The 19,141-nt window shown below is 72.3% G+C and carries 19 protein-coding genes; 9 read left to right on the plus strand and 10 right to left on the minus strand.

Annotated features, from left to right (window positions below; all coding sequences use genetic code 11):
- Positions 1-44 precede the first annotated feature (44 nt).
- The gene (locus ACGFZS_RS32150) at positions 45-554 is read right to left on the minus strand and encodes a MarR family transcriptional regulator (protein WP_355727416.1); all 510 of its coding nucleotides are present in this window, start codon (positions 552-554) and stop codon (positions 45-47) included.
- 66 nt (positions 555-620) lie between these two features.
- Positions 621-1,823 (minus strand): MFS transporter, encoded by a 1,203-nt coding sequence (locus ACGFZS_RS32155; RefSeq protein ID WP_393798017.1) that lies wholly within the window; start codon positions 1,821-1,823, stop codon positions 621-623.
- An 85-nt stretch (positions 1,824-1,908) separates the two neighbouring features.
- Between ACGFZS_RS32155 and ACGFZS_RS32160 the strand changes: the two genes are divergently transcribed.
- The gene (locus tag ACGFZS_RS32160) at positions 1,909-2,913 is read left to right on the plus strand and encodes a DUF5937 family protein (RefSeq protein WP_393798018.1); all 1,005 of its coding nucleotides are present in this window, start codon (positions 1,909-1,911) and stop codon (positions 2,911-2,913) included.
- Positions 2,914-3,330: 417 nt separating this feature from the next.
- On the opposite strand, the gene ACGFZS_RS32165 is transcribed toward ACGFZS_RS32160, so the two are convergent.
- The 5 genes from ACGFZS_RS32165 to ACGFZS_RS32185 form a co-directional block, all read right to left on the minus strand.
- Positions 3,331-3,981 (minus strand): TetR/AcrR family transcriptional regulator, encoded by a 651-nt coding sequence (locus tag ACGFZS_RS32165; RefSeq protein WP_365693108.1) that lies wholly within the window; start codon positions 3,979-3,981, stop codon positions 3,331-3,333.
- A complete protein-coding gene (locus tag ACGFZS_RS32170; protein WP_365693110.1) occupies positions 3,978-4,658 on the minus strand; it encodes a DUF4166 domain-containing protein in 681 nt (226 codons plus the stop codon). The genes ACGFZS_RS32165 and ACGFZS_RS32170 overlap by 4 nt, the downstream gene beginning before the upstream one ends.
- Entirely contained in the window at positions 4,655-5,398 is a 744-nt protein-coding gene (locus tag ACGFZS_RS32175; protein ID WP_393798019.1) for a hypothetical protein, read from the minus strand. The genes ACGFZS_RS32170 and ACGFZS_RS32175 overlap by 4 nt, the downstream gene beginning before the upstream one ends.
- A gap of 214 nt (positions 5,399-5,612) precedes the next feature.
- Positions 5,613-5,906, minus strand: coding sequence for an MTH1187 family thiamine-binding protein (locus ACGFZS_RS32180; RefSeq protein WP_355727428.1), 294 nt, complete (start codon positions 5,904-5,906; stop codon positions 5,613-5,615).
- Positions 5,903-6,247 carry a DUF3817 domain-containing protein gene (locus ACGFZS_RS32185; RefSeq protein ID WP_355727429.1) on the minus strand — a complete coding sequence of 115 codons (345 nt, stop codon included), beginning with the start codon at positions 6,245-6,247 and terminating at the stop codon, positions 5,903-5,905. The genes ACGFZS_RS32180 and ACGFZS_RS32185 overlap by 4 nt, the downstream gene beginning before the upstream one ends.
- A 136-nt stretch (positions 6,248-6,383) precedes the next feature.
- Here ACGFZS_RS32185 and ACGFZS_RS32190 point away from each other — a divergent pair, with 136 nt between their 5' ends.
- The 5 genes from ACGFZS_RS32190 to ACGFZS_RS32210 all read left to right on the plus strand — a co-directional run bounded on the left by ACGFZS_RS32190 (position 6,384) and on the right by ACGFZS_RS32210 (position 9,434).
- On the plus strand, positions 6,384-6,710 hold the full coding sequence (locus ACGFZS_RS32190) for a DUF6191 domain-containing protein (RefSeq protein ID WP_393798020.1): 327 nt from the start codon (positions 6,384-6,386) through the stop codon (positions 6,708-6,710).
- Positions 6,711-6,786: 76 nt separating this feature from the next.
- On the plus strand, positions 6,787-7,419 hold the full coding sequence (locus tag ACGFZS_RS32195; RefSeq protein ID WP_393798035.1) for an AIM24 family protein: 633 nt from the start codon (positions 6,787-6,789) through the stop codon (positions 7,417-7,419).
- 1 nt (position 7,420) lies between these two features.
- The gene (locus ACGFZS_RS32200; protein WP_393798036.1) at positions 7,421-8,071 is read left to right on the plus strand and encodes an AIM24 family protein; all 651 of its coding nucleotides are present in this window, start codon (positions 7,421-7,423) and stop codon (positions 8,069-8,071) included.
- Positions 8,068-8,865, plus strand: coding sequence for an AIM24 family protein (locus tag ACGFZS_RS32205; RefSeq protein WP_393798021.1), 798 nt, complete (start codon positions 8,068-8,070; stop codon positions 8,863-8,865). Before ACGFZS_RS32200 ends, ACGFZS_RS32205 begins: the two co-directional genes overlap by 4 nt.
- A gap of 92 nt (positions 8,866-8,957) precedes the next feature.
- Positions 8,958-9,434, plus strand: a complete 477-nt coding sequence (locus ACGFZS_RS32210; protein WP_365693119.1) for a MarR family transcriptional regulator — start codon at positions 8,958-8,960, stop codon at positions 9,432-9,434.
- Positions 9,435-9,502: 68 nt separating this feature from the next.
- On the opposite strand, the gene ACGFZS_RS32215 is transcribed toward ACGFZS_RS32210, so the two are convergent.
- The 3 genes from ACGFZS_RS32215 to ACGFZS_RS32225 form a co-directional block, all read right to left on the minus strand.
- Positions 9,503-10,789, minus strand: a complete 1,287-nt coding sequence (locus tag ACGFZS_RS32215) for an MFS transporter (RefSeq protein WP_393798022.1) — start codon at positions 10,787-10,789, stop codon at positions 9,503-9,505.
- Positions 10,790-10,945: 156 nt separating this feature from the next.
- The gene (gene meaB, locus ACGFZS_RS32220) at positions 10,946-11,902 is read right to left on the minus strand and encodes a methylmalonyl Co-A mutase-associated GTPase MeaB (RefSeq protein WP_393798023.1); all 957 of its coding nucleotides are present in this window, start codon (positions 11,900-11,902) and stop codon (positions 10,946-10,948) included.
- 39 nt (positions 11,903-11,941) lie between these two features.
- Complete coding sequence (locus tag ACGFZS_RS32225; RefSeq protein WP_393798024.1) at positions 11,942-13,147, minus strand: acetyl-CoA C-acetyltransferase; 1,206 nt, start codon at positions 13,145-13,147, stop codon at positions 11,942-11,944.
- Between the two features lie 149 nt (positions 13,148-13,296).
- Between ACGFZS_RS32225 and mce the strand changes: the two genes are divergently transcribed.
- The 3 genes from mce (at position 13,297) to ACGFZS_RS32240 (ending at position 18,939) form a co-directional block, all read left to right on the plus strand.
- Positions 13,297-13,737: a methylmalonyl-CoA epimerase gene (gene mce / locus ACGFZS_RS32230; RefSeq protein ID WP_351714588.1), complete on the plus strand. Its 441-nt coding sequence runs from the start codon at positions 13,297-13,299 to the stop codon at positions 13,735-13,737.
- A 222-nt stretch (positions 13,738-13,959) separates the two neighbouring features.
- Positions 13,960-17,808, plus strand: coding sequence for a polarized growth protein Scy (gene scy, locus ACGFZS_RS32235; protein ID WP_393798025.1), 3,849 nt, complete (start codon positions 13,960-13,962; stop codon positions 17,806-17,808).
- Positions 17,809-18,003: 195 nt separating this feature from the next.
- Positions 18,004-18,939, plus strand: a complete 936-nt coding sequence (locus ACGFZS_RS32240) for a cellulose-binding protein (RefSeq protein WP_089098739.1) — start codon at positions 18,004-18,006, stop codon at positions 18,937-18,939.
- Positions 18,940-19,141 lie beyond the last annotated feature (202 nt).

Consider the following 19,141-nt stretch of genomic DNA (forward strand, 5'->3'; position numbering starts at 1 on the left):
TCGGGGAGATCTTGGGGCGGGTCACCGGTGTGCCGACAGCGGGTTCACTCCTCGTCGAAGTCGTGCGCCGAGACCCGGAGGGGGCGCAGCATCGCGAAGATCTCGGCGCATTCCTCGGAGTCGTAGGCGCCGAGGCCGAAGTCCATGGCCATGAGGTCGCGGGTGGCGGCCTCGACGACCTCGCGGCCCTTCTCGGTGATGGTGGCGAGGGTGCCGCGTCCGTCGTTGGGGTTGGGGCGCTTGTCGACGAGGCCGGACTTGACCAGCCGGTCGACGGTGTTGGTGACGGAGGTGGGGTGCACCATGAGCCGTTCGCCGATCTTCGACATCGGCAGCTCACCGGCCTTGGAGAAGGTGAGCAGCACCAGCGCCTCGTAGCGCGCGAACGTCAGCCCGTACGGCTTGACCACCGCGTCGACCTCGGCCAGCAGGATCTGCTGGGCCCGCATGATCGAGGTGATCGCGGCCATCGACGGTACGTTTCCCCAGCGCCGTTTCCAGAGGTCGTCGGCTCGGGCGATGGGGTCGAAGGGGAGACTGAGTGGCTTGGGCACGTCACCGACCCTACCGGCCGGTCATATAGCGGTCAGCCGTGTCTCGGCTTTCGGGCACCTTTGCCGTCACGGCACCCGCGGCACCGCCCGCCGGGCCGCCACCGCCAGCCCCCAGCAGCACAGCGCGCCCACCACCCCGGCCCCCGCGACCGCGGCCCGCACCCCCACCGCCTCCGCCGCCACCCCCGCCAGCGTCATCCCGACACCCTGGACGGTCATCAGCCCCGCGCTGAGCACCGTCATCGCCCGCCCCCGCAGCTCCTCGGGCACCGCCCGCACGAACCACTGGTCCAGGCCCAGCGTGTACGCCGACCCCGCCCCCGCCAGCACCAGGAGCAGCAGCGAGACGGCCAGGGACGGATGCAGGGCATAGCCCAGATACGGCAGCAGGGTGAGGCAGACCAGCGGGAGGGCGATCCGCTCCCGGGCGGCCGGGCCGAGCCGGGCCCCCGCGTACAGCTCCCCGGCGACCGTGCCGACCGGCAGCGCGCACATCAGCAGGCCGAGCCCGGGGGATCCGGCGCCGAGCCCGTCGGCGTAGGGGGCGGCCAGCGCCTCGGGGACGACGGCGAACATCGCCGGGACCCAGAAGAGAAGGAGAAGGAGGCGGATCCGGCGGTCGGCGAGGAGGCGGCGGGTGCCGCCGCCCTCCTGGGCCCGGGGGCGGGCGGGGCGGGGCCGGGTGCCCAGGCGCAGCAGCAAGGCCGAGGCCAGGAAGCCGGCGACGGTGATCAGCAGCGCGTGGCGCGGGGCGAGCACGGCGAGCAGCAGTCCGCCGAGGCCGTAGCCGACGAGCAGCGCGCTCTGCGCGACGATCCGCAGCAGGGACCGGCCGAGCACGAACAGGTCGCCGCCGCCCAGGATGTCGGAGAGGGTCGCCATCCGGGTACCGGCGAACACCGGCGAGACGACGGCGAGCGCACAGCGCAGCGCGAGCAGCACCCCGATCCCGGTTCCCGGCAGCGCCATCACGGCCACGCACCCCGCGCACACCAGGTCGCACACCACCAGCACCCGGCGGGCCGGGTACCGGTCGCCGATCCCGGCCAGCAGCGTGCCGCCCACCAGGTACGGCAGAAAGCCGAGCGCGAAGGTCAGCGCGCTGAGCAGCGGCGACCCCGTGAGGTCGTACACCAGCACGGACAGCGCGATCTCGCTGACGATCACGCCGAGCATGGACAGCACATGGGCGGCGAAGACGGCACGGAACTCGGGAACGGCGAGGACCCGGCCGTAGCCGACGGGCCGGGGAAGGGCAGGTGCGGACATGGAGGGCAGCGTGCCCGGACCGGCGCCCGGCGCTTAGAGTTTCGGCACCAGCCGAATCTTCCGCGCCCGCCCACAGGACCCCGCCATGCCCTCCCACCTCCACTTCGACGAGGACGACTTCCTCCGGTGCCGGTTCGCCGTGTCGCCGCTGTGGGAGACGCAGGAGGCGGTGCGTACGCTGCGGCGGCCGGACCGGCACGGCTACCACGCGCCCTGGCTGCGGCGGATCCGGGCGGTGGCCGCCGGTCTCGACCTGACCCCGCTGTGGCTGCTGATGCCCCGGCGCGGGCACTCCCCGGACTGGCTGGTGCCGCCGCCGACCGGCCCGGCGGCCTCCGTCGAGGAAGAACTGGCGGCGCTGCGGGCGGTGGACCAGGAGACGGCCCGCGCCGACACCGCCCGCTCGCTCGCGGACACCCCGGGCGCCATGGAGTCGGCGACGGCCCGGGCCTGGCTGACCGATCCGTCGCGCCTGGTCCGGGAGCTGACGGACCTGCTGGAGGAGGCCTGGCGGGTCCTGGTGGCCCCGGACTGGCCCCGGCTGCGCGCCCTGCTGGAGACGGACATCGCCTTCCACTCCCGGCGGCTGGCGGAGGTGGGCCTCGGCGGACTGCTGCCGGAGATCCACCACCGCTGCGGCTGGCGGGCCGGGACGCTGACCGTGGAGTCGGCGGGGGTGTACGAGCGGCGCCTCGGCGGGCAGGGCCTGGTCCTGATGCCGAGCGTGTTCACCTGGCCCGACGTGATCAGCACCTTCGAACCGCCGGCCCGCCCGACCCTGGTCTACCCGGCCCGGGGCATCGGCGGCCTGTGGACCGACCCGGCCGCCACCGCACCCGACGCGCTGGTACGACTCCTCGGCCGGGGCCGGGCCGCCGTCCTCACCGCCCTCACCGACCCCGCCACCACCACCGCCCTGGCCCACCGCCTGCGGCTGGCCCCCTCCTCCGTCTCCGCCCACCTCGCCGCCCTCCGCGACACGGGCCTGCTCACCTCACGCCGCTACGGCCACCAAGTGCTGTACGAACGCACCCCACTGGGCATCGCCCTGGCATCCGGGACCGTCGACGGCGGGCCCGCGCCACGCTGAGGCCCCTGTCCGCAGCACCCGACTATCCGGAGCACCCGACTATCCGGAGCACCCGACTATCCGGAGCACCGACCGTCCGGAGCACCGACCGTCCGCAGCACCCGACGCGGCCACCGCCCGGCCGTGGCCGCTCGAACGACGCCCGCACACCCGGAGCGGGACACCCGACGAACCGGTACCGGCCGCCCGGGTGGCCCACGCCGAGCCGCCGCTACGGGACCCGTACCCGTACCCGAGCCACGGCGCCCCGCACTTCCCGCGCGCCGTGCCCGGGGAGACCCGCGGAGCCGACCGCACCGAACTGGGCGCGCCCGCCACGGCGGAGGAGGCCGTCGCGCTCGTGGTCCGGCGTCTGCCACGGGAGCCGGGGGAGCCCGGAGCCGGGGCAGCTTGGGCGGGGTCCCGACGGCCGGGCTCCTAACGACGGTTCGTGCGCCGCAGGTGGTGGCGGACCGCGCGCTGGGCGACCGGGCCGAGTTCGTCGAGCGCGGCGACCAGGGCGCCGAGTTGCTCCAGGGCGTCCAGGGCCGCGTGGGCGCCGGACGGGTCGACGCCCTCGTACAGCTCGATGCCGACGAAGGACGCGGCGACCGCGCGGGCGAGCCCGGCCGGGTCGGCGAACTCCCCGAAGGGCGTGGCGGCGAGGACCCGGACCAGCACCGTCCGGATCTCGGCGATCCACAGGTCGAGCCCGGCCGCCGTGGCGGGCCCGAGCGCCTCGTGGGTCTGCGCGCCGGCCAGCAGCTGCCCGAGCAGGGCGACATGGCCGCCCGTGCGCGCCTCCTCGTGGATCTGCCGCCCCACGGTGAGCAGTTCGGAGAGCGAGCCGACGGCGGCGAGGCGGGGGCGGAAGCGGTCGACGGCCTGTTCGGCGCCGTACCGGCAGGCGGCGGCGAGGAGTTCGTCCACGGATCCGAAGTGGTAGAAGACGAGCGCCTGGTTGACCCCGGCGGCCGCCGCCACCGTACGGGCCGAGGTCTTGGCGATGCCCTGCTCGGTGAGCGTCCGCAGCGCGCCCTCCAGCAGCTTGTGCTTCGTCTCCAGGGACTTGGCGGTCTCCGGGCTCACGCGCGCGACTCCTCGCGGACGGGCCGCAGTCCGGGTCGCACCCCGCAGCCGCGGATGTCGGTGTACGACGCCTCGAAGGAGCCCTGGTAGCCGAAGAGCGGCCCGAAGTACCGGTTCACGACCCGCACCCGGATACGGAAACGGCCGGCCCGGTCGTCGTAGGACTCCCGCACCTCGGCGGTGGCGCCGACGAGTTCGGGGACGCGGACGTCCACCGGGCCCTCCCTGAACCGGTGTTCGCCGGAGCGGATCAGCAGGGAGCCGTCGGACTCGGCGTGGAAGTGCAGCTCGCTGGCGAGGTGCTGGTGGGTGCCGAGGTAGTCGAGGATGCGGTCGCCCTTGGGGCTGAGCACCATCTGGGCGTCGAAGCGGCGGGAGCGGCCGGGCAGGTCGAAGGTGCGCACGAAGGTCACCGTCTCACGGCCGTAGGTGTCGGCGTAGGGCACATTCTCGATCTTGAAGGGCACGTTCCGGGCGGCCCTCGGGACCAGGATGTTGCGGGTGGTGCCCAGCGCCAGGAACGGCTTCACGAAGGCCCCGCCGTGCCAGATCCGGTCCATCACGCCATGGCCGGTGCAGGCCTCGCCGCTCGTCAGGCCGACCGAGAAGCGCCGCTGGAGCTGCGGGTGCAGCCGGTCGAAGTCGGGGCCCATCACGGTGCGGAACATCGAGGTCACGGCTGCTTCTCCAGGGTGCTCAGGACGCGCGGCGCGGTCACTCGGACGGGCGAGGTGCGCAGGCAGCGGCGGGCGGCCGGGGTGGTGGCGAGGGGCGGGGTGCAGAGGGCCAGGAAGAGGGCGACGACCAGGAGGAGCGGGACCAGGAAGGCGACGGTGGGCGGGAGGGCGTCGGGCACCTGGCCCCGGATCAGGGCCGTGCCGCAGCCGGCCACCGTCAGCGCCCGGACCGCCATCTCGGCGAGCCAGTTCCACCGGGCCCGTTCCGGGGTGATCCCGCGTTCCAGCCACAGCCGCAGCCGGTCGAAGGACCAGGCGGTCGCCCAGCCCATCAGCGGGCGCAGGACCAGGCGGTCGGCGAGCGCGCCGAGGGCACCCCAGCGGGTCCGGTAGTCGTAGCCGGTGAGGAAGCGGACGCCGTCGGCGACCGGGACGTACCGCCAGTAGCCGCTGCCCTCGGCGAGCGGCGAGAGCGGGTGCGGGGAGGCGAAGCGCAGGGCGGAGGTGCGGGTGCCGTCGGGGCGCTCCTTCTCCCCCGCCGAGACACCGGTGCCGGCGATCGTCAGGAAGGGCAGCACCCGCGTGGCGTAACGGAAGCGCTGCGGCTCGCCCGCCACCTGTGGGAGGTAGTCGATCTCGGTGAACCTCAGGTCCCAGCGCTGGTGCCGCCCCGGGTCCTGGGTGCGTGCCCACAGTTCGTCGAGGTCGGCGCGGATGTGCGCCTCTATGTAGAGCCCCATGGGCGTCGTACCCCCGTCACCTGGTCTTCCCAGCTCGTTTTGAGCGGTCGCTCAAATCCCCGGACAGGACGGTACTCCTTTTTGAGCGATCGCTCAATCACGGGGTGGAAGAAAACCCCGGCCCGCGCGGGCCGGGGTTTCCGGGAGAGCAGAGGGAGAGCCGAAGGACGGCTGAGGGACGGCCGGGCCGGGGGACGGCCGGGGGGAACGCCGACTACTCGGCGAGGTGCCGCTCGACCGTCTCCACCTTGCTGGTGAGCCCGTCGGTGACGCCGGGCCGGATGTCCGCCTTGAGGACCAGCGAGACGCGCGGGGCGCGCTCCTCGACGACGGCGACGGCGCGCCGGACGACGTCCATGACCTCGTCCCACTCACCTTCGACGCTCGTGAACATCGCGTCGGTGCGGTTGGGCAGCCCCGACTCGCGCACGACCCGGACGGCGTCGGCCACGTACTCCCCCACGTCCTCGCCCACGCCCAGCGGCGTCACGGAGAAGGCGACGATCATGCCTTCACCGCCCCTTCCTGGCGGGCCCGGGCCGCGATGACCGCGTCCTCGGACTCACGGCGCAGCTTGCGCTCCGCGAAGAAGCCGCCCGTCGGCAGGACGGAGAGGACGAAGTAGAGGAGTCCGGTGCCCAGCGGCCACTTGGCGCGGTTCCAGGCGTCCGCCCAGAAGATCACGTACAGGATGAACAGGACACCGTGGACCGCGCCCATCACGGGTACCGCGTTGAAGTCCGTGGTCCGCTTGAGCACCGAGCAGACGAGGAGGATCAGGAAGGACACGGCCTCCGGGGCGGAGACCAGGCGGAGGCGTCGGATGGCGGTGGCGGTCTTGATGTCCACGAGTCACCTTCGGTGGGAGTGACGTCCACTCTTTGTGAACGCGAGCACAAACGTTCACCCATTGTGGCAAAGGAGCCTCGCGCGTCCGGCGCGGGGGTGGGAGGGTGGGTCCGTCGACGCAGGGGGTGCGGGCGGGATGCAGTTCGTTTTCTTCATGACCCTGCCGGGTCTGGTGGTGCTGCTCACCGTCCTGGCCTTCGTGGACCAGCTGCTGCTGCGGGCCGGCCGGGCCGGGGTGCTGCCCTGGCGGAACTCCGCGCGGCAGGGCCAGATCTCCGCGACGGGCTTCGAGCAGCTGCACGCGGCCCTCTCCCCCGGCAAGCAGAACGAGCTCAAGGAGAGGCAGAGCGCGCTGGTGCTGCGCGACGACGAGGAGGACGGCGCCCCGCCCCGCTCCACCGTCGACCTGACGGCCGGCACCGCCGTGATACGCCTGCCCGGCGAGCGGAGGGCCCGCCCCTAGGGGGTGGATCCGGGTCGAGGTCCACCCACGGGACCTGTCGCCGCCGTCTGCCTGCGGCTACCTTCGCAGCGTGGCGATGTTCCGACTTCAAGGAAGCAAGGTGCTCGCCGTCGAGATGACCGGGGACGCCGTGAAGGCGAAGAACGGCTCGATGGTCGCGTACGACGGGCAGATGGCGTTCAAGAAGCTGAGCGGCGGCGGCGAGGGACTGCGGGGGATGGTGACCCGGCGGCTCACCGGCGAGCAGATGACGGTGATGGAGGTGAAGGGGCACGGGACGTGCTGGTTCGCGGACCGCGCGTCCGAGATCAACCTGGTCGGCCTGCAGGGCGACCAGCTGTACGTCGAGTCGAGCAACCTGCTCGCGACCGACGCCGGCCTGCGCACCGGCACGACGTTCACCGGCCTGCGCGGCGCCTCCCAGGGCAACGGCCTGTTCACCACCACGGTCGAGGGCCACGGCCAGGCGGCGATCATGTCCGACGGCCCGGCGGTCGTGCTCCGGGTGAGCTCGCAGTACCCGCTCACCGTGGACCCGGGCGCGTACATCGCCCACCAGGGCAACCTCCGCCAGTCCTTCCAGTCCGGTGTGACATTCCGCACGCTCTTCGGGGAGGGCGGCGGGGAGGCCTTCCAGATCCGGTTCGAGGGGGACGGCCTGGTGTACGTACAGCCGAGCGAGCGGAACACGATCGCGGGTGATGTGTGACATGGCACTGCGCGAGGTGAACTCCAAGATGGTCGAGGCGACCGTCATGCCCGGGCAGCGGCTCTACAGCCAGCGCGGGGCGATGCTCGCCTACCAGGGCGAGGTGTCCTTCACGCCCAACATCCAGGGCGGCCAGGGCGGGGTGATGTCGATGCTCGGCCGCCGGGTGGCCGGCGAGGCGACTCCGCTCATGACGGTCGAGGGCAGCGGCACGGTCTTCTTCGGGCACGGCGGCCATCACGTCCACGTGATCACCCTCACCGGCGACACCCTCTACGTCGAGGCTGACCGGCTGCTCGCCTTCGAGGGCACGCTCCAGCAGGGCACGATGTTCATGGGCTCCCAGGGCGGGGTGATGGGCATGGTGCGCGGCCAGGTGACCGGCCAGGGCCTGTTCACCACGACCCTCCAGGGCCACGGCGCGGTCGCCGTGATGGCCCACGGCGGGGTCTTCGAGATCCCGATCACCCCGCAGCGCCCGGTCCATGTCGACCCCCAGGCCTACGTCGCCCACCACGGCGACGTGCGCAACAAGCTCTCGTCCGCGCTCGGCTGGCGGGACATGGTGGGCCGCGGCTCCGGCGAGGCGTTCCAGCTGGAGCTCAGCGGCAACGGCATGGTGTACGTGCAGGCGTCCGAGGAGAAGCTGTGAGCGCATACGGAGCGGCCGGCCCGGTCGTGTACGACCCCATGACCCTCCCCGTCGACGACAACGTCAACAAGTACACCTTCTGCGTGGAGCTCAAGAGCGGCCAGTGGTTCCTGCAGAAGGGGAAGATGATCGCCTACTACGGGTCGATCGACTTCAACGGCGTCGGACACGGCCGGCTGGACCGTCTGGTCCGCACTTCGTTCCATTCGCCTCTGCACGCGAGCGACTGGGTGGTGGCCGAGGGCTCGGGCAAGATGCTCCTCGCCGACCGGGCCTTCGACGTCAATTCGTACGACCTCGACGACGGCAACCTGACCATTCGCTCCGGCAACCTGCTCGCTTTTCAGCCAAGTCTCGCGCTCAAACAGTCGATCGTGCCGGGTTTTCTGACCCTTATCGGAACCGGAAAGTTTGTGGCCGCATCTAACGGTCCGGTGGTGTTCATGGAACCCCCGATCCGGGTGGACCCGCAGGCACTGGTGGGATGGGCCGACTGCCCCTCCCCGTGCCACCACTACGACCACGGCTACATGACCGGTGTCATGGGCGGTCTACGTGCACTGACAGGCCTCGGCGGGGCCTCCGGAGAGGAGCATCAGTTCGAGTTCGTGGGGGCCGGTACGGTCCTGCTCCAGTCCACCGAGACCCTGATGGCCGAGCAGGCCACGGGAGCGGTTCCGCACGAGCCCGGGGTACCCGGTGGAGGCGGACCCTTCACAGGTCATTCACAGCAGCAGGCCACACCGCGCCTTCCCGGACAGCTGGGAGACCTCCAGCGTCGCTTCGGGCTGTGAGCGGTAGTCTGCGGAGTGTGACATCGAACGCGTGCGCACAGTCACACCACCGTCACTAGTTCGCCTTTCAACATTTTAGGTAGACTTCATACATGGAGACCGAGACGGCCACGCGCTGGCTGACCGATGCGGAGCAGTGCGCCTGGCGCACCCACCTGGAGGTCAACAGGCTGTTGACGTACCAGCTCGAAAAGGACCTCCAGCCGTTCGGCCTGACAATGAACGACTACGAGATCCTGGTGAATCTGTCCGAGTCGGACGAGTACCGGATGCGGATGAGCGACCTCGCGGCCGCGACCCTCCAGTCCAAGAGCAGGCTCTCGCACCAGATCACCCGTATGGAGAACGCGAACCTGGTTCGCCGCGAGAACTGCGAGTCCGACCGCCGGGGGCTGTTCGCCGTCCTCACCGAGCACGGCATGGAGACCATGAAGAAGGTGGCGCCACATCATGTCGCCTCCGTGCGACGGCACTTCATCGACCTGCTGTCGCCGGAGGCACTCATAGAGCTGGACAAGGGCCTCAAGCCCATCGCCGAGCACCTGCGCGGCCAGCGCGGGCGCCCGTGACGACAAACAGCAGCTGAACGCGGCGGACGAGGGTTCAGGTCTCGTCCGCCGCTAGCTGTAGCGCCCCGCTAGGGGCGCGGGGCTGTATCAGATGTGCGGCTACCGCCGCATGGGCGCGACCAGCCCCCACCGGCCCGCAGCCGGGATACAACCCGCACCCCAACGGCGGACACCACCGCCACACCCCCCGACAGCACGAAGCAAACCCCCAGCGGCACCGCCCCCACCACCACCCCCGCCGCCACCGACCCGCCCGAACTCCCGGCGTTCACCGCCGCGTTCACCCACGCCCCGGCCCGGGTCCGCTCCCCCTCCGCCGCCGTCTCGTCGGCCAGCAGATACGCCGTGGTCAGGGTCGGAGCCACGAACACCCCCGCCACCGCCATGGCCCCGGCCAGCGTCCACATCCCCGGCGCGAGCCCGGCGACCACCAGGGCCGCCCCCAGCCCCGCCGACAGCCACACCAGCCGCTCCCCCGCCGGTCGGCGCCACTCCACCGCCCCGTTCAGCAGCCCGCCCACCGCACTGCCCGCGGAGAGCGCGGCCAGCACCCAGGGGACGAGCCCGTCGCCGTACGACCGCTGCTCGGCGAACGCCATCACCAGCAGGTCCGCCGCGCTCAGCGCGAGGCCCAGACCGGCGGCCGCGACCACCGGCACCGCCGGGAACCGACCGGTCGAGGGCCCCTTCTCCCTCTTCTCCCCCTTCTCCCTCTTCGGCGGGACCGCTCCCCGCACCGCCGGTGACCTCACGAACGCACACGTGCCGGCGAGCATCAGCACCGCGCTCAGCAGCAGCCCCGCGGGCGGCGGGCCGAACCGCAGCAGCAGGCCCACCAGTGCCGGACCCGACACGAACAGCAGTTCCTCGGCGACCCCGTCCAGGCTGTACGCCCGCCGCAGCAGGGCGGGGTCGTCGGCCAGCCGGCCCCACACCGCCCGCATGGTGGGTCCGAGCGGCGGCGCGACGCAGCCGGTGAGCGCGGCGGCCGTGGCGAGGGCTGCCGGGGGTGCGCCGGGGTGCCGGGTCAGGGCGGCCAGGAGGCAGAGCAGCGCGCTGTAGGCGGCGGCCAGGGGCGGCAGGGCGCGCCGTGGGCCGTAGCGGTCCACCAGGGTCGCGCGGACGGGCAGCAGGACGACCACCGTGCCGCCGAAGAGGGCCATCACCAGACCGGAGACGGCGTAGGAGCCGGTCGCCCTGGTCACGGAGAGCAGTACGGACAGCGAGACCGTGCCGTAGGAGAGACGGGCCGCGAGGGCGGCCAGGAAGGTGCGGCGCGCGTGCGGGACGCGCAGGACGGCGGCGTACGAGGGCCGTCGGGCAGGCGAAGGGCGCGATGAGGTCAGCGCGGACATGAGGGGGTTCCTCTGACGGAGGCGGAAGAGGGGACACCGGAGCGCGCCGCGGCACACGGGGTGCTCACGGCGCGGGGTGTGCTCTTACGCACGGGAGAGGAACATGCCGGTCAAGTTAGCAGCGGCGGCCGGGCACCGGCCATGGTCGGGCTGTCGTCAGCTCTCGGTCAGGCCCGCCACGAGTTCGTCCGCCGCGCGGTACGGGTCCAGTTCGCCGGCGATGATGCGTTCGGCGAGGGCGCCGAGGTGGCGGTCTCCGTGCAGGTCGCCGATGCGTTCGCGCAGGGCTGTCACGGCGATCGTCTCGACCTCGCGGGAGGCGCGGGCGAGACGGCGTTCCGCGAGGACGCCCCGCTCCTCCATCCAGGCGCGGTGCTTCTCCAGGGCTTCCAGGACCTCGTCGATGCCCTCGGCGCGGGCCGCGACCGTCTTGACGATCGGCGGGCGCCAGTCGCCGGGGCCGCGGGACTCGCCGAGGCCCAGCATGTGGTTCAGTTCGCGGGCGGTGGCGTCGGCGCCGTCCCGGTCGGCCTTGTTGACGACGTAGACGTCGCCGATCTCCAGGATTCCGGCCTTGGCGGCCTGGATGCCGTCGCCCATCCCGGGGGCGAGCAGGACCACGGAGGTGTCCGCCTGGGAGGCGATCTCGACCTCCGACTGGCCGACCCCGACGGTCTCGACGAGGATCACCTCGCAGCCGGCCGCGTCCAGGACCCGGATGGCCTGGGGGGCGGACCAGGCGAGGCCGCCGAGGTGGCCGCGGGTGGCCATCGAGCGGATGTAGACGCCGGGGTCCGAGGCGTGGTCGGACATCCGGACGCGGTCGCCGAGGAGGGCGCCCCCGGAGAAGGGCGAGGACGGGTCGACGGCCAGGACGCCGACCCGCTTTCCCTGTTTGCGGTAGGCACTGACGAGCGCCGAGGTGGAGGTCGACTTACCGACTCCCGGGGAGCCCGTCAGGCCTACGACATACGCGTTGCCGGTCAGTGGCGCCAGGGCCGCCATGACCTCTCTGAGCTGTGGGGACGCCCCCTCCACCAGGGAGATCAGCCGGGCCACCGCACGGGGCCGGCCCGCCCTGGCCTGGGCCACCAGTGTGGAGACGTCCTGCATCACAGCTCCGTTCGCGCGCGTTCGCTCAGGGAAACGTACTCAGGCCTTCGGTACCCGCACGATCAGTGCGTCACCCTGGCCGCCGCCACCGCACAGCGCGGCCGCGCCGACCCCGCCGCCGCGCCGCTTGAGCTCCAGGGCGAGGTGCAGGACGAGCCGGGCGCCGGACATGCCGATGGGGTGGCCGAGGGCGATGGCGCCGCCGTTGACGTTCACCCTTTCCGTGGACACGCCGAGGTCCTTCATTGACTGGACGGCGACGGCGGCGAAGGCCTCGTTGATCTCGATGAGGTCGAGGTCGGCGACCGCCAGGCCCTCCTTCTTGAGCGCGTGGTCGATGGCGTTCGACGGCTGGGACTGGAGCGAGTTGTCCGGGCCGGCCACGTTGCCGTGGGCGCCGATCTCGGCGAGCCACTCAAGGCCCAGCTCCTCCGCCTTGGCCTTGCTCATCACGACCACGGCGGCGGCGCCGTCCGAGATCTGCGAGGAGGTGCCGGCGGTGATGGTGCCGTCGCGGGTGAAGGCCGGGCGCAGCTTGCCCAGGGACTCCGTGGTGGTGTCGCCGCGGATGCCCTCGTCCTTGCTGAAGACGACCGGCTCGCCCTTGCGCTGCGGGATCTCGACCGGGGTGATCTCGGCCTCGAAGATCCCGTTCCTCTGGGCGGCGGCGGCCCGCTGGTGGGACAGGGCGGCGATCTCGTCCTGCTCGGGGCGCAGGATGCCGAGGCGGGTGTTGTGCTTCTCCGTGGACTCGCCCATGGCGATGTTCTCGAAGGAGTCGGTGAGGCCGTCGTAGGCCATCGCGTCGAGCATCTCGATGGCGCCGTACTTGAAGCCCTCGCGGGACTTGGGGAGCAGGTGCGGGGCGTTGGTCATGGACTCCTGGCCGCCCGCGACCACGATGTCGAACTCGCCGGCGCGGATCAGCTGGTCGGCGAGGGCGATGGCGTCGAGGCCGGACAGGCACACCTTGTTGATGGTGAGCGCCGGGACGTTCATCGGGATGCCGGCCTTGACGGCGGCCTGGCGGGCCGGGATCTGGCCGGCGCCGGCCTGCAGCACCTGGCCCATGATCACGTACTGCACCTGGTCGCCCCCGATCCCCGCACGGTCGAGGGCGGCCTTGATCGCGAAGCCGCCGAGGTCGGCTCCGGAGAAGGACTTCAGCGAGCCCAGCAGTCGTCCCATGGGCGTCCGGGCGCCCGCGACGATCACCGAGGTGGTTCCAGAGGTTCCAGAGGTCATGAGCGGTGAATCCCCTTACCGGCTGCACTGCCGAGGAGTGAACGAGGGTTTACTTCGAATGTATTGCGTGGCACTCCGTGCCGTCATCGGGCCGTCAGTGTGATCGCTGGCACGTTGCGTAACCATCGTCGTAGCGCTGCACTGAATCCATGCTGACGCGAATCGACCACATCGGGATCGCCTGTCACGACCTCGACGCGACCGTCGAGTTCTACAAGGCCACGTACGGCTTCGAGGTGTTCCACACCGAGGTCAACGAGGAACAGGGCGTGCGCGAGGCCATGCTCAAGATCAACGAGACGTCCGACGGGGGTGCCTCCTACCTGCAGCTCCTGGAGCCGACCCGGGAGGACTCGGCGGTCGGCAAGTGGCTCGCGAAGAACGGCGAGGGTGTGCACCACATCGCCTTCGGTACGGCGGATGTGGACGGGGACGCGGCCGACATCCGGTCCAAGGGCGTACGCGTTCTGTACGACGAGCCACGGATCGGCTCCATGGGGTCGCGGATCACCTTCCTGCACCCAAAGGATTGCCACGGCGTACTGACAGAACTGGTCACTTCGGCGGCTGTTGAGTCACCTGAGCACTGACCCTCGTACATATGGGCCGGTAGGGTTGGGGCGGGTCGTCCCTTCGCACGTTCGCAGGGCCGGGGCGGCCGCATGCCGGGGTCCGGGTTTCGGGGGACGAGCGTCGGGGCAGCAGCCCGTGCTCCGCCGTTGATCTGACACCATTCCCCGGGGGCCCCGTTCGGCGGATGGACGGAGCTCGTTCGGAGAAGGTTGCGACCAGGGGACGGATGGGACCGCGCAGTGCGGGGCTACGAGAGCCAGGAGCGAGAGCCGGCGGCTGACGTCGACCACCTCACTCGTTTCGAAGCCGAGATGAAACGGCTGAAGACCGAGCGGGAAAAGGCGATCCAGCATGCCGAGGACCTCGGCTACCAGGTCGAGGTGCTGCGCGCCAAGTTGCACGAGGCGCGGCGCACCATCATGTCCCGGCCCGCGTTCGACGGCGGTGACCTCGGCTACCACGCCGAGCAGCTGCTCCGTAACGCCCAGATGCAGGCCGACCAGATCCGCCAGGAGGCGGAGCGGGTGGCCGCCGAGGCCAGGGCGCAGACCCAGCGGATCCTCCAGGAGCACGCCGAGCAGGCCGCGCGGCTCCAGGCCGAGCTGCACCAGGAGGCGGTGACCCGCCGCCAGCAGCTGGACCAGGAGCTCGCCGAGCGCCGCGGGACCGTCGAGTCGCACGTCAACGAGAACGTGGCCTGGGCCGAGCAGCTGCGGGCCCGGACCGAGTCGCAGGCCCGGCGTCTCCTTGACGAGTCGCGGGCCGAGGCCGAGCAGGCCATGACGGCCGCCCGGGCCGAGGCCGAGCGGATCGCCACCGAGGCCCGCCAGCGGGTGACCAGCGACGCCGAGGCGGCCCGCGCAGAGGCCGAGCAGCTGCTGCTGCGCGCCCGCCGGGACGCCGAGCGGCTGCTGAACGCCGCGTCCACCCAGGCCCAGGAGGCCACCGACCACGCGGAGCAGCTCCGTAACTCCACCGCGACGGAGTCGGACTCGGCCCGTCGGCAGGCGGGCGAGCTGAGCCGGGCCGCCGAGCAGCGGATGGCGGACGCCGAGGAGGCGCTGCGCAAGGCACAGTCCGAGGCCGAGAAGCTGGTCACCGAGGCCGAGGCGAACGCCTCCAAGGCCCTCTCCAGCGCCGAGGCCACCAACCAGCAGCGCACCCAGACCGCGAAGGAGCAGGTCGCCCGGCTGGTCAGCGAGGCCACCAAGGACGCCGAGGCGACCAAGGCGGAGGCCGAGCAGGTCGTCGCGGACGCCAGGGCCGAGGCCGAGAAGATCATCGCGGAGGCCTCCGAGAAGGCCCGTACGCTCACCGCCGAGGAGAGCGCCTCCCAGCTGTCCAAGGCGGCCAAGACCGCCGAGGACGTCCTGAACCGGGCCTCGGAGGAGGCCAAGCAGACCACCAAGGGCGCCGTCGAGGAGGCCGAGCGGATCCGGTCCGAGGCCGAGGCCGAGGCGGACCGGCTGCGCGCCGAGGCGCACGACACCGCCGAGGGTCTCAAGGGCGCGGCGAAGGACGACACCAAGGAGTACCGCGCCAAGACGGTCGAGCTGCAGGAGGAGGCCCGCCGGCTGCGCGGCGAGGCCGAGCAGCTGCGGGCCGACGCGGTCGCCGAGGGCGAGTCGATCCGGGCCGAGGCCCGGCGCGAGACCGTCCAGCAGATCGAGGAGGCGGCCCGGTCCGCCGAGGAGCTGCTCGCCAAGGCCAAGGCCGACGCGGACGAGCTGCGGCAGACGGCCACCACGGACAGCGAGAAGGTCCGCACCGAGGCCATCGAGCGCGCGACCACGCTCCGCCGACAGGCCGAGGAGACCCTGGAGCGCACCCGGCAGGAGGCCGAGCGCCACCGTACCGAGGTCCTGGAGCAGTCCGAGGGGCTCAAGGCGGACGCCGAGCGGGCCGCGGACGAGCTGCGCGAGGAGACCGAGCGGGGCGTCGAGGCCCGGCGCGCCGAGGCCGCCGACGAGCTGACCCGGCTGCACACCGAGGCCGAGGACCGGCTCACCGGCGCCGAGCAGGCGCTCACGGAGGCCCGCGAGGAGGCCGCCCGGATCCGCCGGGAGGCCGGCGAGGAGACCGAGCGGCTGCGTTCCGAGGCCGCCGAGCGGATCCGTACGCTCCAGCAGCAGGCCGAGACGGAGGCCCAGCGGCTGCGTGACGAGGCGGCCGCCGACTCGTCCGCGTCCCGCGCGGAGGGCGAGGCCGTCGCCGTACGGCTGCGGTCCGAGGCCGCGGCCGAGGCGGAGCGGCTGAAGCAGGAGGCCCAGGACACCGCCGACCGGGTGCGTGCCGAGGCGCAGGCGGCGGCCGAGCGGCTGTCCACCGAGGCGTCCGAGACGCTGGCCGCCGCGCAGGAGGAGGCCGCCCGGCGGCGCCGCGAGGCCGAGGAACTGCTCGGTTCCGCCCGCCAGGAGGCCGACCAGGAGCGCGAGCGGGCCCGCGAGCAGAGCGAGGATCTGCTGGCCCAGGCCCGCAACCGGGTCGAGGAGGCGCAGGCCGAGGCGGTGCGGCTGGTCGAGGAGGCGGACCGGCGGGCCACCGAGATGGTGTCGGCCGCCGAGCAGCACGCGCAGCAGGTCCGCGACTCGGTCTCCGGGCTGCACGAGCAGGCGCAGGAGGAGATCTCCGGGCTGCGCTCGGCCGCCGAGCACGCGGCGGACCGCACCCGGCGGGAGGCGGAGGAGGAGTCGGACCGGGTCCGCGCCGACGCCTACGCCGAGCGGGAGCGGGCCAGCGAGGACGCGAGCCGGGTCCGGCGCGAGGCGAGCGAGGCGTCCGAGGCGGCGAAGGCGCTGGCCGAGCGGACCGTCACCGACGCCATGGCCGAGTCCGAGCGGCTGCGCTCGGAGGCGTCCGCGCACGCCCAGCGGGTGCGCACCGAGGCCTCCGACACCATCGCCCAGGCCGAGCAGGACGCGGGACGCTCGCGCGCCGAGGCCCGGGAGGACGCCAACCGGATCCGTTCGGACGCGGCGACCCAGGCCGACACCCTGATCACGGAGGCCCGCAACGAGGCGGAGCTGCTCCAGAACGAGACCATCGCCGAGGCCGACCGCGTCCGCGCCGACGCGATCGCCAAGGCGGAGAAGCTGATCTCGGACGCCACCGGGGACGCGGAGCGGCTGCGCGCCGAGGCCGCCGAGACGGTCGGCTCCGCCCAGCTGCACGCCGACCGCACCCGCAACGACGCGGAGCGGCTCAAGGCCGACGCGGAGGCGGCGGTCGAGCGCCTGCTCAACTCCGCGCGCGAGGAGGCCGAGCGGACCCTCGACGAGGCCCGCAGGGACGCCAACAAGCGCCGCCAGGACGTGGCCGAGCAGGTCGACACGCTGATCAACGAGACGACCGCCGAGGCCGACAAGCTGCTCACCGAGGCGCAGGCGCAGGCCCACAAGACCACCGCGGACGCCGAGTCGCAGGCCGACACCATGGTGGGCGCGGCCCGCAAGGAGGCCGACCGGCTGGTGTCCGAGGCCACGGTCGAGGGCAACGCGCGGGTGGAGAAGTCCCGTACGGACGCGGACGAGCTGCTCGTCGGCGCCCGCCGGGACGCCACCGCCATAAGGGAGCGGGCGGAGGAGCTGCGCGAGCGCATCACCACCGAGATCGAGGAGCTGCACGAGCGGGCCCGCCGCGAGGCCGCCGAGACCATGAAGTCCACCGGCGACCGCTGCGACGCGCTGATCAAGGCCGCCGAGGAGCAGCTCGCCAAGGCCCAGGCCAAGGCCAAGGACCTGGTCTCGGAGGCCAACTCCGAGGCGGGCAAGGTCCGGATCGCCGCCGTCAAGAAGGCGGAGGGGCTGCTCAAGGAGGCCGAGCAGAAGAAGGCCACGCTGGTGCGGGAGGCCGAGGAGCTCAAGGCCGAGGCGATCCGCGAGGCGCGCCGCACGGTCGAGGAGGGCAAGCGCGAGCTGGAGATCCTGGAGCGCCGGCGGGAGAACATCAACGGCGAGATCTCCCGTGTCCAGGACGTCCTGGAGGCGTTGGAGTCCTTCGAGACCCCGTCGGCCGGCAAGGACGGCGGAGTCAAGGCGGGCAGTTCGGTGGGCGCGCCCCGATCGGGTGGCAAGGCATCAGAAGGCTAGAGACCGGGGTCGGTTCTGTAGTGTTCTGGGGCTTTTGATTAAATCTGCGGCAGAGGCTTTGGCAAGCGATCTCACAGGTCGCCACTCAAAAGGGGTGTCATTCTCCAGATCAAACACGTATCCGCTCGATGACACACCGCTTCGGCCCCTAGGATTCCCCCTATCACCTCACCGGTCTCTTTCGACAGGAACCCCATGAGCGACACTTCCCCCTACGGCTTCGAGCTAGTGCGGCGTGGGTACGACCGCGCTCAGGTGGACGAACGGATCTCCAAGCTCGTCTCCGACCGTGACAGCGCTCTCGCCCGCATCACCGCTCTGGAAAAGCGCATCGAGGAGCTCCACCTCGAGACGCAGAACGCCCAGGCTCAGGTAACCGACGCGGAGCCGTCGTACGCCGGCCTCGGCGCGCGTGTCGAGAAGATCCTCCGCCTCGCCGAGGAGGAGGCGAAGGACCTGCGCGAGGAGGCCCGTCGCGCCGCCGAGCAGCACCGTGAGCTCGCCGAGTCGGCGGCCCAGCAGGTGCGCAACGACGCAGAATCGTTCGCTGCGGAGCGCAAGGCCAAGGCCGAGGACGAGGGCGTCCGGATCGTCGAGAAGGCCAAGAGCGACGCGTCGCAGCTGCGCTCCGAGGCCCAGAAGGACGCGCAGTCCAAGCGCGAGGAGGCGGACGCCCTCTTCGAGGAGACCCGCGCGAAGGCCGCGCAGGCCGCCGCCGACTTCGAGACGAACCTCGCCAAGCGCCGCGAGCAGTCCGAGCGCGACCTGGCGTCCCGCCAGCAGAAGGCCGAGAAGCGCCTCGCGGAGATCGAGCACCGCGCGGAGCAGCTGCGGCTGGAGGCGGAGAAGCTGCGCACCGACGCCGAGCGCCGGGCGCGTCAGACCGTCGAGACGGCTCAGCGCCAGGCCGAGGACATCGTCGCCGACGCGAACGCCAAGGCCGACCGGATCCGTTCGGAATCGGAGCGTGAGCTCGCCGCGCTGACCAACCGCCGCGACTCGATCAACGCCCAGCTGACGAACGTCCGCGAGATGCTGGCGACGCTGACGGGTGCGGCTGTGGCCGCCGCCAGCTCGCCGGCCGAGGACGAGCCGATCTCCCGTGGGGTTCCGGCGCAGCAGTCCCGGTAAGCGTTAGCTACGCCGTTGCAGGGCCCGCACTCCTTTTTTTGGGGGTGCGGGCCTTCGTCGTTCGGCCGCGGGCCGGTGGGGGCTGGTCGCGGGGGGGGGCCCCGCCCCCCCCCGGGGCCGGGGGGGGGGGGGCGCCCCACCCCCCCCCCCCCCCCCCCCCCCCCCCCCCCCCCCCCCCCCCCCCCCCCCCCCCCCCCCCCCG

Origin of the sequence: Streptomyces sp. NPDC048288 (assembly GCF_043201555.1) — a bacterium.
Taxonomy (GTDB): Bacteria; Actinomycetota; Actinomycetes; order Streptomycetales; family Streptomycetaceae; genus Streptomyces.

Excerpts from the sequence above, each read along its gene's own strand:
- ACGFZS_RS32155 (WP_393798017.1), bottom strand. The coding sequence starts at position 1,823 with ATGTCCGCACCTGCCCTTCCCCGGCCCGTCGGCTACGGCCGGGTCCTC.
- ACGFZS_RS32160 (WP_393798018.1), top strand. The coding sequence starts at position 1,909 with ATGCCCTCCCACCTCCACTTCGACGAGGACGACTTCCTCCGGTGCCGG.
- ACGFZS_RS32175 (WP_393798019.1), bottom strand. The coding sequence starts at position 5,398 with ATGGGGCTCTACATAGAGGCGCACATCCGCGCCGACCTCGACGAACTG.
- ACGFZS_RS32180 (WP_355727428.1), bottom strand. The coding sequence starts at position 5,906 with ATGATCGTCGCCTTCTCCGTGACGCCGCTGGGCGTGGGCGAGGACGTG.
- ACGFZS_RS32190 (WP_393798020.1), top strand. The coding sequence starts at position 6,384 with ATGCAGTTCGTTTTCTTCATGACCCTGCCGGGTCTGGTGGTGCTGCTC.
- ACGFZS_RS32195 (WP_393798035.1), top strand. The coding sequence starts at position 6,787 with ATGTTCCGACTTCAAGGAAGCAAGGTGCTCGCCGTCGAGATGACCGGG.
- ACGFZS_RS32200 (WP_393798036.1), top strand. The coding sequence starts at position 7,421 with ATGGCACTGCGCGAGGTGAACTCCAAGATGGTCGAGGCGACCGTCATG.
- ACGFZS_RS32210 (WP_365693119.1), top strand. The coding sequence starts at position 8,958 with ATGGAGACCGAGACGGCCACGCGCTGGCTGACCGATGCGGAGCAGTGC.
- ACGFZS_RS32215 (WP_393798022.1), bottom strand. The coding sequence starts at position 10,789 with ATGTCCGCGCTGACCTCATCGCGCCCTTCGCCTGCCCGACGGCCCTCG.
- meaB (WP_393798023.1), bottom strand. The coding sequence starts at position 11,902 with ATGCAGGACGTCTCCACACTGGTGGCCCAGGCCAGGGCGGGCCGGCCC.
- ACGFZS_RS32225 (WP_393798024.1), bottom strand. The coding sequence starts at position 13,147 with ATGACCTCTGGAACCTCTGGAACCACCTCGGTGATCGTCGCGGGCGCC.
- mce (WP_351714588.1), top strand. The coding sequence starts at position 13,297 with ATGCTGACGCGAATCGACCACATCGGGATCGCCTGTCACGACCTCGAC.
- ACGFZS_RS32240 (WP_089098739.1), top strand. The coding sequence starts at position 18,004 with ATGAGCGACACTTCCCCCTACGGCTTCGAGCTAGTGCGGCGTGGGTAC.